Annotated in this window: 13 protein-coding genes; 11 read left to right on the plus strand and 2 right to left on the minus strand. The window is 69.7% G+C overall.

Features of this window, described 5'->3' with window-relative positions:
* Positions 1-8: 8 nt before the first annotated feature.
* The 11 genes from K3A85_RS17475 to K3A85_RS17525 all read left to right on the plus strand — a co-directional run bounded on the left by K3A85_RS17475 (position 9) and on the right by K3A85_RS17525 (position 9,678).
* Positions 9-416 (plus strand): phage major tail protein, TP901-1 family, encoded by a 408-nt coding sequence (locus tag K3A85_RS17475; RefSeq protein WP_225207795.1) that lies wholly within the window; start codon positions 9-11, stop codon positions 414-416.
* A complete protein-coding gene (locus K3A85_RS17480) occupies positions 413-727 on the plus strand; it encodes a gene transfer agent family protein (protein WP_225207796.1) in 315 nt (104 codons plus the stop codon). The genes K3A85_RS17475 and K3A85_RS17480 overlap by 4 nt, the downstream gene beginning before the upstream one ends.
* On the plus strand, positions 724-939 hold the full coding sequence (locus K3A85_RS17485) for a phage tail assembly chaperone (RefSeq protein ID WP_225207797.1): 216 nt from the start codon (positions 724-726) through the stop codon (positions 937-939). The genes K3A85_RS17480 and K3A85_RS17485 overlap by 4 nt, the downstream gene beginning before the upstream one ends.
* Positions 932-1,516, plus strand: coding sequence for a tail tape measure protein (locus tag K3A85_RS17490; protein WP_225207798.1), 585 nt, complete (start codon positions 932-934; stop codon positions 1,514-1,516). The genes K3A85_RS17485 and K3A85_RS17490 overlap by 8 nt, the downstream gene beginning before the upstream one ends.
* 15 nt (positions 1,517-1,531) lie before the next feature.
* On the plus strand, positions 1,532-3,868 hold the full coding sequence (locus K3A85_RS17495) for a DUF2460 domain-containing protein (protein WP_225207799.1): 2,337 nt from the start codon (positions 1,532-1,534) through the stop codon (positions 3,866-3,868).
* Between the two features lies 1 nt (position 3,869).
* On the plus strand, positions 3,870-4,700 hold the full coding sequence (locus K3A85_RS17500; RefSeq protein ID WP_225207800.1) for a DUF2163 domain-containing protein: 831 nt from the start codon (positions 3,870-3,872) through the stop codon (positions 4,698-4,700).
* Complete coding sequence (locus tag K3A85_RS17505) at positions 4,697-5,086, plus strand: peptidoglycan endopeptidase (RefSeq protein ID WP_225207801.1); 390 nt, start codon at positions 4,697-4,699, stop codon at positions 5,084-5,086. Before K3A85_RS17500 ends, K3A85_RS17505 begins: the two co-directional genes overlap by 4 nt.
* Positions 5,087-5,097: 11 nt before the next feature.
* Complete coding sequence (locus K3A85_RS17510; RefSeq protein WP_225207803.1) at positions 5,098-7,293, plus strand: GTA baseplate fiber-binding domain-containing protein; 2,196 nt, start codon at positions 5,098-5,100, stop codon at positions 7,291-7,293.
* 25 nt (positions 7,294-7,318) lie between these two features.
* Complete coding sequence (locus tag K3A85_RS17515) at positions 7,319-7,777, plus strand: DUF2793 domain-containing protein (RefSeq protein ID WP_225207804.1); 459 nt, start codon at positions 7,319-7,321, stop codon at positions 7,775-7,777.
* Between the two features lie 190 nt (positions 7,778-7,967).
* Positions 7,968-9,059: an OmpA family protein gene (locus tag K3A85_RS17520; RefSeq protein ID WP_225207805.1), complete on the plus strand. Its 1,092-nt coding sequence runs from the start codon at positions 7,968-7,970 to the stop codon at positions 9,057-9,059.
* A gap of 88 nt (positions 9,060-9,147) precedes the next feature.
* Positions 9,148-9,678 carry a superoxide dismutase family protein gene (locus K3A85_RS17525; protein WP_225207806.1) on the plus strand — a complete coding sequence of 177 codons (531 nt, stop codon included), beginning with the start codon at positions 9,148-9,150 and terminating at the stop codon, positions 9,676-9,678.
* Between the two features lie 18 nt (positions 9,679-9,696).
* Here K3A85_RS17525 and K3A85_RS17530 read toward each other — a convergent pair whose 3' ends face one another.
* Positions 9,697-11,235, minus strand: a complete 1,539-nt coding sequence (locus tag K3A85_RS17530; RefSeq protein WP_225207807.1) for an MFS transporter — start codon at positions 11,233-11,235, stop codon at positions 9,697-9,699.
* Entirely contained in the window at positions 11,228-11,914 is a 687-nt protein-coding gene (gene queC, locus K3A85_RS17535) for a 7-cyano-7-deazaguanine synthase QueC (RefSeq protein WP_225207834.1), read from the minus strand. The genes K3A85_RS17530 and queC overlap by 8 nt, the downstream gene beginning before the upstream one ends.
* Between the last annotated feature and the right edge of the window lie 27 nt (positions 11,915-11,941).

The raw sequence follows: 11,941 nt of genomic DNA on the forward strand, positions 1-11,941 counted from the left end.
GAACCGACATGGCAGCACAGAAAGGAAGCGCCTTCCTGCTCAAGATCAGCGATGGCGCGGCGAGCCCGACCTACAACACGGTCGCCGGGCTGCGCACCACGCAGATGTCGATCAACGGCGAGGCGGTGGTGATCACCAGCAAGGATTCGGGCGGCTGGCGCGAACTGCTGTCGGGCGCGGGCACGCGCTCGGTCAGCGTCAGCGCCGCCGGGATCTTCCTCGGCAGCGCGGCCGAGACGCAGATCCGCGGCAACGCGCTGTCCGGCACGATCGCCGACTATGAACTGTCGTTCGACGGCGGCGAGAAGATGCGCGGCAAGTTCCTCGTCCAGCGGCTCGATTACTCGGGCGACTTCAACGGCGAGCGCAACTACACGATGACGCTCGAGAGCTCGGGCGCGGTGGCCCAGGCATGAGCGCGCCGGCCAATCCCCAGCGCGGCGAGGCCTCGCTGGTGCTGCAGGGCGTGGAGCATGTGCTGCGCCCGACCTTCACCGCGCTGGTCGCCGCCGAGGAGGAACTCGGCTCGCTGTTCGCGCTGGCCGAGCGCGCCAGCGGCGGCGAGCTCAAGCTGGCCGAACTGGCGACGCTGTTCTGGCACTGCCTGCGCGAGCACGACACGCTCGATCGCGCGGCGTTCTGCGACGCGCTGGTCGAGGCCGGCCTGTCCGCCAGCGCGCCGGTGCTGCGGGCGTTGCTGCTGCAGGTGCTGAAGGGCGCAGCGTGAGCGAGGCCGGACAGCGCCCGTTCGCCGCCGGCGCAGGCCGGCTGGCGGGACGGGTCTGCCTCCTGCTCGACTGGTCGCCGGGACGCTTCTGGCACGCGACGCCCGAGGAACTGCGCGCCGTGCTGGAGGCTGCCGGCGGTGCAAGCGAGACGACCGGCGCGATCGACCGGCGCACGATCGACGCGATGATGGAGCGCGAGCGAAATGGATAATCTCGACACACTGGTCGTCGACGTGCGGGCGAGCACCGACGGCTTCGCCAGCGACGTCGCCAAGATGCGCGACAGCTTCGACGGCATTCTCGTGGAGGGCTTCGCCAAGGGCGGCGCTACGCTCGAACGGAGCCTGGCGAGTGCGATCCGCAAGGGCAGCCTGGGGTTCGAGGACCTTGGCAAGGTGGCCGGCCGGGTGCTCGATTCGATCGCCAGCCAGTCGCTGCGCGCCGGGATCGCCTCGCTGGGCGCGGGCTCGGGCGGCGACGGCGGCGCCGCGGGCGGGGTGGCCGGCGGTCTTGCGAGCCTGGTCGGGTCGCTGTTCGGCCTGCCCGGCCGCGCGACCGGCGGGCCGGTGGCTCCCGGCCGCCCCTACGTGGTGGGCGAGCGCGGCCCCGAAATGTTCGTGCCGACGTCGGCCGGGCGCATCGAGAGCGCGCCAGGCGCGCTCGGCGCGCGCAATGTCAACGTCTCGATCCGCGTCGTCGCCCCCGCCGGCGCGTCCGCCCCGGACAGCCTGCAGCGATCGAGCCGGCAGGTCGCGCAGGCGGTGCGCCGCGCGCTCAGCGACTACTGAGGGGAGCGGCGCGCCATGGCTTTCTGGCTGGCAAAGCAGCGAACGGTCCAGCAGACCGACATCATCCAGCGCTTCGATCCGCGCTTCTGGACGGTCGACTTCCCGCGCCCGGCGATGGCGGCGGTGACCACGACCGGCGCCGATTCGCTGCGTGTCGACGCGGTGTTCCAGCAGCGCGGCGATCTCGTCGGGCTGATCTGGGAAAGCGAGGACCGCTGGGATCATCCCCTGCTCGCCTACGATACGGACCGCGACTACGGCCGCACCACGCTTTCCTTCCGCTGGCGCTCGGACGGGGTGCTGGCGCTCGATGCCGTCAACGGCCCGACGCTGACGATCGAGGGGCGCGATGCGACAGGCGCGCCGCGCACCTGGTACGTGCGGCTGTGGAACTACGCCAGCGGCACGCCGACCGATGCGCGGATCACGCTGCCGTTCTCGCGCTTGGCCGGTGGGTTCACGCTGCCGGGCGAAGCCGACCCGCTGCACCCGGACGACATCGACCGGATGTTCGTCTCGCTGGTCGCGCCCGGCTATGCGAGCGGCGATGGCACCGCCTTCGCCACGCCGCAGGCGGGCTGGGTCGAGCTGTCGGAGATCCGTTGCGAGGGACACCGCCCGATGCTGACGATCGGCGACGTCATGGTCCCGCCGCATCGGCTGGGCATCGCGACCGGCTACGACGACAGCTACAACCAGACCCCCGCGCGGCTGATCCGCTCGGCGCGCGGGCTCGGCTACCGCGGCAGCATCAACCATTACATCGGCATGAGCCATTTCTTCTCGCTCAAGCCCGACGGCGCAGGCGGGTTCGTGGCGGACCCCGGCGCCGCCGCGCTGAACCCGGCTGCGGAGAGTTGGCACCGCGCGTTCCTGGCGGCAGCGGCCGGCGCGGGCTATACCGTCATCCTTTCGCAGTCGTTCGAACTGCTCGCGCAGCATTGTCCGCCGGCGTGGCAGCAACGGACCCTGGCCGGCGCGCCGGCGTTGACCGGATGGAGCCCGCCATCGACCCTGCTTTCGCCCGCCAGCGCGAGCGCGCTGGCGTGGCTGCGCAAGGTCGCGCTGGCGCTGGTCGCGCTACAGCAGGCGGCGGGATTGCCGGTGCGCTACCAGATTGGCGAGCCCTGGTGGTGGGTCACCGCCGACAAGCAGATCTGCCTCTACGACGATGCGGCGAAGGCGGCGCTCGGCGGCAGTCCGGTCGCGATCCCCTCGCTCGCGGCACCGCTTTCCGCGGCGCAACGCGCGCTGCTCGATGCAGCAGGCGCGGTGCTTGCCGCCGCCACTGCGTCGCTCGCGACGGCGGTGCGCACGGCGGCGGGGAGCGCGGGCGCCGAAGTGCTGCTGCTCGCCTTCCTGCCGACCGTGCTCGATCCCGCAACGCCCGAGGCGCATCGCGCGAACCTTCCCGCAGGCTGGGCCTCGCCTGCGTTCGATACACTCCAGCTCGAGGACTACGACTGGCTGGTCGAGGGCAAGGACGCGCTGCGCAGCACGGCCCGTGCCGCGGCGGAAGCGAAGCTCGGCTATCCGCGCGCGCGCCAGCACTTCCTGTCGGGCTTCGTGCTGGATGCGGGCGACGACGAGCCCTGGCGGCGGATCGACGCCGCGGCCGACGCGGCGATCGCCCTGGGAGTCGCCGAGACGTTCGTCTGGGCGCTGCCGCAGGTCGCGCGCGACGGTTTCACCAGGTTGCCCGAGACAGACAGGGAGGCGCCCATGCAGGCCTTCGACGACGTGCTCTTTCCCATCGCGCTCGGCCGGGCGGCGACGGTCACGCCCGAGTTTTCCACCAACGTGACGATCACCGCGTCGGGGTTCGAGCGCCGCAACAGCCTGTGGACCAATGCGCGGCTGCGCTTCGACGTCGGACCCGGCGTCCGCTCGGAGGCCGAACTGGGCGAGCTGATCGCCTTCTTCCGCGCCCGTCGCGGCCAGGCGCGCGGCTTCCGGCTGCGCGATCCGTCGGACTACAGCTCGAACGGCATGACCGGCGTGCCGACTCTGCTCGACCAGGTGATCGGCCGAGGGGATGGCGCGACCGCGCGCTTCGATCTCGCCAAGTCCTATGGGAGCGGCGAGGAGAGCCAGACGCGGCGGATCACCCGGCCGCGCGCCGGCAGCGTTCTGGTCGGCGTGAACGGCGTTGCCGCGTCCAACTGGACGCTGGCCGACGGCGGCACGATCGTGTTCGACAGCGCGCCGTCCACCGATGCGGTGATCACAGCCGGCTTCCTCTTCGACGTGCCGGTGCGCTTTGCCGAGGACCAGCTCGAAATCAGCGGCGCTGCGTTCGCCGCGGGCGAGGCGCCGACCGTGCCGCTCGTCGAACTGCGCGAGGATGCCTGACATGAGCGATCCTGGGCGCGTGTGGTTTCGCGAGCCGCTCGAAACCGTGGCGGTGTGGTGGCGGATCGAACGGCTGGACGGGGTAACGCTGGGCTTCACCAGCCACGACCGCAACCTGTGGTTCGGCTCGCTGCTCCACCGCACGGCGCCGGGGATGACTCCCTCGGCCATTCGCAAAAGCGGCTCGCTCGAGCCCGACAGTGCGGAAATCGTCGGCGCATTGAGCCACGACGCGATCCGGGAGGAAGACCTTGCCGCGGGTCGCTTCGACGGCGCGGCGATCGTTCTCGGCCTGGTCGACTGGGAAACGCTCGAGCAGCAGGAGCTCTATCGCGGCACCATCGGCGCGGTGGGGATCGAGGGCGACGGCTTCTCGGCCGAACTGCAATCGCTCAAGGTCCTGCTCGACCGCGAGCTGGTGGTGCGGACATCGCCGACCTGCCGCGCCGAGTTCTGCGGACGGGGCTGCTCGCTGTCGGCGGCCGCCTATACCTCGCAGGGGACGATCACCGAGGTCTCGCCGGACGGCGCGGCGGTGCGCGTGGCGATCGGTTCGGACATCGACGCGCTGGCCTTCGGCCGGCTGCGCATTCTCGATGGCCCCGCCTGTGGCCTGTGGCGAAGGATCGAAACGGTAAGCGAGGGCTGGCTGCTGCTGGATCGCCGGCTCGACGATGCGGTCCTGGCTGGCACGCCGATCCTGGCACGTCAGGGGTGCGACCACACGATCGCGACCTGTGCCGCGCGGTACGGCAATGCCGTCAACTTCCAGGGCGAGCCCTACCTTCCCGGGAACGACCTGTTGGCGCGCTACGCCCTGCCCGGCGCATGAACGCGCAGCTGGCGCGCGCGGCGCTCGACCTTGTCGGCGTGCGCTATCGGTTGCACGGTCGGGACCGGGACGCGGGCGTCGACTGCGTCGGGCTGGTCGCGCTGGCCATGCGGGAGGCCGGATACCGGGCGGCGCCCCCTACCGGCTACCGCCTGCGCCACGCCGATACCGACGCACTCGCCAGGATCGCGCGGCAACACGGCTTCATCGAGGTGCCCGGCAACGGCGATCTGGTGCTGGCGCTGCCCAACCCGGTCCAGCCGCACCTGCTGGTCCGCACCGATCAGGGCTTCGTCCACGCGCACGCCGGGCTGCGGCGCGTGACCCTCCTCGCCGGCGACCTGCCATGGCCCGTGGCAGGCGAATGGCGCCTCGACGCAAGATAGGAACAATCGAAATGGCAACGCTGGTCCTCACCGCAGTCGGCACGGTCCTCGGCGGCCCGATCGGAGGCGCGATCGGCGCGCTGGCCGGACGCCAGATCGACAAGGCGATCTTCGCCGGCGGCGCCAGGTCGGGCCCCCGGCTGCAGGATCTCAAGATCCAGACCTCGAGCTACGGCGATGCCTTGCCGCTGCATTTCGGAACGATCCGCACGGCTGGAAGCGTGATCTGGTCGACCGAACTGGTCGAGCACGAGGAGACCGGTTCGAGCGGCAAGGGCCAGCCCAAGGTCAAGACCTACGAGTACACGGCCTCGTTCGCCGTCGCCGTCTCCAGCCGCCCGATCAAGGGCATCGGCAGGATCTGGGCGGACGGCAACCTCCTGCGCGGCGCGGCCGGCGACCTCAAGGCCGGGGGGACGGTCCGCGTCCACACCGGCCACGGCGACCAGGCGCCCGACCCGCTGATGGCGCAGGCCGAAGCCGCCGGGCGGTGTCCGGCGCACCGCGGCATCGCGTTCGTAGTGTTCGAGGACCTGCAGCTGTCGTCGTTCGGCAATCGCATTCCCTCGCTGACGTTCGAAGTGATCGCCGACGACCATTGCGATCTGGCGACGATCCTCGCGGAGATCGCGCCCGAAGCCCGCTGCGCAGTGACCGGCGACAGCTTCGACGGCTTCACCATCGACCAGGGCAGCGCCGCCGACACGATCTCGGCCATTTCCGCCGCGATCCCGCTTGCGACCTGGGTCAGCGACGAGGTCCTGTCGGTGGTGCGGGCCGACCGGGCCACCGCGACCATCCCCTTGCTGGCCGAGCCCGCGGCGAACGAGGACGACCGCGGGCGGAGCAGGAGCAGCGGCTGGGCAAAGCGCCGCGAGCCGATGCCCGCAATCGCGAACTGCGCCGTTCGCTACTACGACACCACCCGCGATTACCAACCGGGCTTCCAGCGCGGCAAAGGGCGCAGCGAGCAGGGCGAGATGCGGACGATCGACCTGCCGGCAGCCCTGCCGGCGGAGCGCGCGCGCGCCATCGCCGACGCGGCAACCTTGCGCCTTTCGCACGCGGTCGAACGGATCAGCTACCGCACTACCGAAATCGACCCCGCGCTGCTCGCGGCGCCGATCGTCCGCGTGCCGGTTGCCAAGGGGCTGTGGCGCGTCGAGGACTGGGAATGGCAAAAGGACGGCGTTTCGCTGAACCTCGCCTCGATTGCGCCGGGTGCGATAACCGACGTCCCGGCGGCAGGCGGCACCGATCCCGGCCGGTACAATGCGCCGGCCGACCTGAGCGCGACCGCGACCGTCCTCGCTGCATTCGAGCTGCCCTGGGACGGGACCGGGGCCGAGGGCGAAGCGCCGCTCCAGGTGGCCGCATCGAGTGCGGGAGCGGGTTGGAAGGGCGCGGCGCTGTTCGCCGGCCCGGACGATGCCGCCACGGGCCTCGCCGCGATCGGCGCCGTTCCGGCGCGGCGCGCGACGCTGGGCGAGACGCTGTCGGGCCCGGGCGCCGGATCTCCGCTGATCGTCGATCTGCGCAACACGCTCGATGTCGCACTGGCCTCGCCCGACTTCTCGTTGCGCGATGCCGACATGGCCCAGCTCGCCGCAGGGGCGAACCTCGCGCTGGTCGGGGACGAACTGCTTCAGTTCGGCAAGGCGGTTCCGCTGGGCGGCGCGCGCTGGCGGCTCTCGACCTTGCTGCGCGGCCGCGGCGGCACCGAATGGGCGGTGGGATCGCACAATGCGGCCGGTGAACCGTTCGTGCTCGTCGACAGCCGCGTCGTGCGCATCGCCGAAGGCTCAGCCACGGATGCCGGCGAAGTCGTCGCGATCGGCATCGGCGACCCGGTCCCGGTCCGCGCGCCCGTTCGCGGTAGAGGTTCGGCGCTTCGTCCGTTGAGTCCGGTGCATGGCCGCGCGGCAATGCTGCCCGACGGCTCGCTCGCGGTGAGCTGGGTGCGACGCGCCCGCGGCGCCTGGCGGTGGAGCGACGAAGTCGAAGTTCCGCTCAACGAAGAAAGCGAGGCCTGGGAGGTCACGCTCGGCGATCCGGCAGCCCTGGCCGCACGCTTCGTCACGGCAACGTCCAGCCTGACGATCGCAGCGGCCCGGCTCGCCCCGTTCGGAACGGCCCCCTATCGCATCGCGGTCCGGCAGGTCGGAAAGAATTCGATGTCGAAGCCTCTGATCATCGTCGCGGGATGACTTCAAAACCAGCGCGGAGTTGCACATGACCGATACGATTACTTACGCATCCAGCACACCGCGGCTTGCTCTGCCGCTGCTGTTCGCAGGCCAGAGCCAGAAGGAAACGACGGTGAACGAGGCGATCCTGCTCGCCGACTTTCTGCTGTCGCCGGTTGTCGAGGGAACCCTCGGCTCGCCGCCCGCTTCGCCGGCGCCCGGCAAGGCCTGGATCATCGCAACCGCGCCGAGCGGAGACTTCGCGGGACGGGCCGGGCAGCTTGCAATCTGGACCGAAGGCGGCTGGCGTTTCATCGCCCCGGTTGCCGGCATGGCGGTCGAAGATCGGCAGCGCAACGCCCGCGCCCGGTTCGATTCCACGTGGCAATACGCGGTCGCGCCGGCGGCGCCGACGGGTGGCGGCGTGGTCGATGCGCAGGCCCGCAGCGCGATTTCGGCGGTGGTCAGCCTGCTGGTTTCGGCGGGGATTTTTTCGGCAGCTTAGCGGAACCAATCATTCCGGGTGGCATTTGGACGGCACATGAGGGCGCGTTTCACGACGCTTTGCTGCAAGAACGACCCGTACCAGTTGTTTTTGGGCAACAGATTGGATGCCTGCCCGCTTGCATGAATACAATAGAACCGGTAGACATCTGCCACGACGTGGCGTGATTTCGCTAAAAGGGGAAACGATTATGCGGAAACTGGTCCTTGGCTTTGCCTTGGCGTCGACAGCGATGGCGACGCCGGCTCTGGCCCGGAATGACTCGTGGTACGTCGAGGCCGATGGCGGCGCGATGATCGTCGAGAACTCGGAACTTGATGTCGGCGGCGTTGCCAATGCGGCCACCCTCGACACCAAGACGGGCTATGACTTCGGCGGCATCGTCGGCTACGATTTCGGCGGCTTCCGCCTCGAAACCGAAGTCAGCTACCGCCATGCGCTGAACGACACGCTGGAAATCGGCGGCACCACGCTGACCCGCGACGATGGTGACCTGCGCGGTCATGCTCGTGCGCTCAGCTACATGGTCAACGGCCTGCTCGACTTCGGCGACGACGACGGCCTGCAGGGCTTCATCGGTGGCGGCGTCGGCGCAGCCAACGTCAAGTATCACGTGATCAAGTCGTTCGGCGGCGTCGACGATTCGGACACCGTGTTCGCCTGGCAGGCCATCGCGGGCGTTCGCGCTCCGATCAGCAGCCACTGGGACGTGGGCCTTAAGTACCGCTTCTTCAACGCCGACAACGTGAAGCTCACCGGCAACTTCGCGCTCGCCGGCGTTCCGATCGAGACGCGCTTCCGCTCGCACTCGCTGCTCGCGACGCTGGGCTACAACTTCGGTGGCGCCGAGCCGATGCCGGAGCCGGCTCCGCCGCCGCCGCCGCCGCCCCCGCCGCCGCCCCCGCCGCCCCCGCCGCCCCCGGCTCCGGTGTGCAACAAGGGTCCGTACATCGTGTTCTTCGACTGGGATAAGTCGGACATCACGCCGGAAGCTGCGACGATCCTCGACAACGCCGTCACGGCCTATGGCAACTGCGCCAACGTGCCGATCATGCTGGCCGGTTACACCGACCGCTCGGGTTCGCCGAAGTACAACCTCGGCCTCTCGGCGCGTCGTAACGCTTCGGTCCAGTCGTACCTGACCTCGCACGGCGTCCCGGCGTCGGCGATCACCAGCCAGGCGTTCGGTGAAGCCAACCCGCGCGTTCCGACCGCGGATGGCGTGCGCGAACTGCAGAACCGCCGCGTCGAAATCACTTACGGTCCGGGCTCGGGCATGTAAGCGAACCGACAGGTTGTTTTTGGAAGGGGCCGGAGCAATCCGGCCCCTTCTTCGTTTGGGTGTAGCAACCGGGTTTGGGGAGGGCGTGATGAACAGGTTGGTACTGGCAGCAGCAGCAGGCGGCCTTGCACTCGCAACGAGCGGCTGCGCGACGGTCGCGCCTGCAGCAACGACAATCGCGACGGCCGAGATCCTCGACGCGACGGGCGCACCGATCGGCACCGCCACCGTGACCGACCAGGCTGCGAGCGCCGTGCTGTCGGTCGATGCCCGCGCGCTCAAGCCGGGGCAACACGGGCTCCATCTTCATGCCACGGGCCGATGCGAGGCTCCCGCCTTCACGTCGGCAGGGCCGCATCTCAACCCGTCTGCGCGTGCCCACGGCATGCACAATCCTGCCGGACCACACCTGGGCGACCTGCCCAACCTCGATGTCGGGGCCGATGGCAGCGGACGGACCACTGCAACGCTGCCCGGCTCGATCGCGGACATCCGGTCCGCCCTGTTCGACCAGGACGGCACGGCCATCGTCATCCACCAAAGCGCCGACGACTACATGACCGACCCATCGGGCAACAGCGGCAGCAGGATCGCCTGCGGCGTGTTCAAGCCCGCCTGACGCGCAGCGCGCGCGGGCCTATCGCTCGAGCCGACGGCAGCTGCGCCAGGCGACGGCGAGGGCGACGAACGCTGGAATGAACAACAGCAGCATCGCGCCGAGGCCGAGCCGCAGGCTGCCGAATTCGGCTGACACGCGCCCGGCGCTGTAGGGCCCGAGAGCGAGACCGAGAATGGTCGCGCCAAGGAAGAACGCCGCCGTCGCGGTGGCGCGCAAACCCGGCGGGACCAGATTGACCATCGCCCCCGACGATCCCCCGAGCGCCGCACTGGTGAGGAACCACATCGGGAATACCGAAAGCAGGAAAACCGTCGGCGAAGGGGTCAGCAAGGAGATCACGTTCGGCACCAGCGAAAGCGCCGATGCGAAGATCACCACGAGAATGCGCCGGGAGTTCGCGCCGTTCGCCCCGACGCGGTCGCCGAGCGCGCCGCCCGCGATGACGCCGAGCGCGCCGCCCGCCGCCGCCGATCCGCCCACCACCAGCGCGACCGCAGTGGGCGAAATCGCGTGATACTGCATCGCGAACAGCGGACCGAACGCCGCACTGGCATAGGACACCGCGCTCAGCAGGCCATACCCGATGTTGAGCCCGACGATCGGGGCCGATTTCCAGATGACCGCATAAGCGGCTGGATCGGCGGCGCGCAGCGCACTCGCCCAGGATGCGATCGCATAGATCCCGGTGCCGAGCGCGATCCATTGCAACGGATCGCCAAGCGTGACCGTCGCCGCGGCGGCACAGGCGGAAATGATCGCCAGCACCACCAGGTTCGCGACGAGCGCGCTCCCGCCCCGCCGCGCGGCAGCAACGAGCGTGAACGGCGGGACGATCGTGCCGAGATCGGCGACGAAGGCGCGCAAGGCGTCCTTGCCGGGCATGTCGGCATGGACCGCCCCTTCGTATCGGCCGCGCAACGGCTCGCGCAGGCTGCGGACCCATGCGGCGAGCAGCAGCCCGGGGAGCCCGACGGCAAGGAACGCCGCCTGCCATCCCGCGAGCCCGAGCGGACGCGCCCCGACCGGGAAGGCGTGGTTCCACGCGCTGGCTATCGACGTGCCGAGATAGAGCGACACCCCTCCCCCGAGATAGATGCCTGCCGAATAGATCGCGATCGCGGTCGCGCGACGGCGGGGCGGGAAATAGTCGGCAAGCAGCGAATAGGCGCAAGGGCCCGCGGTGGCTTCACCGACGCCGACGCCGATCCGCGCGGCGCCGAGTTGCACGAACGACCGTGAGAGGCCGGACAAGGCGGTCATCCCCGACCAGAGCGCAAGGCCGATCGAAAGCAGCCGCGTGCGCGCATAACGATCCGCCAACTTGCCGAGCGGGATGCCGAACAGCGCATAGAAGACCCCGAACGCGGTCCCGTAGAGGAACCCGAACTGGCCATCGTCGATCGCGAGATCCCGCTTGATGTCGGCGGCAAGGATCGTCAGCAGTTGCCGATCGACGAAATTGAGCAAACACACCAGAACCAGCACGCCCAGGGCGTACCAACTGTACCCTTCGACCCGGGCGCTCTGTTCGCCCGGGTCCCTTGCAACCTCACCCATATATCGTCCCGTCATCCAGGCCCGCTTCTTGGAACCCGGCACGACGCAAGCGGCAGCTGTCGCATTGACCGCAGGCGCGGCCATCGGGGAGGGGATCGTAGCACGACCAGCTCTCCCCTGCATCAAGCTTCAATCGGGCCGCTTCGCGGGCGATATCCGACTTGCGCAGATGCTGCAGCGGCGCATGGACGGTGACCTTGCCCCCCTTGGCGCCATAGCTGGTGGCGACGCGGGCGAGGCTTTCGAACCCGGCAACGAACTCCGGCCGGCAGTCGGGATAGCCCGAATAGTCGAGCGCATTGACCCCGATGAACAGGTCCGCGGACCCGGCCGCTTCTGCCCATGCCAGCGCGAGCGAGAGGAACACGAGGTTGCGCGCGGGCACGTAGGTGACCGGGATGTCCGCTCCGAGGCCCTCCTTGGGCACGTCGATGTCGGCCGTCAGCGCCGACCCACCGAACTGCCGCAAGTCGAGCGGCAGGATGACGTGGCGCTCCACCCCGACCCGGCTGGCGATCCGGCGAGCGGCATCGAGCTCGATGCGGTGGCGCTGGTTGTAGTCGATGGTCAGCGCGAGCACGCGAAAGCCCTGCTCCCTGGCAAGGCCAGCGCAGACCATCGAATCGAGCCCGCCCGAAAGCAGGACCACGGCGAGAGGCGCTTCGGCGCCGGAAGACATTGCGACCATGCCCGATGGCTAGCGGCC

This window comes from Novosphingobium huizhouense (assembly GCF_020179475.1).
Taxonomy (GTDB): domain Bacteria; phylum Pseudomonadota; class Alphaproteobacteria; order Sphingomonadales; family Sphingomonadaceae; genus Novosphingobium; species Novosphingobium huizhouense.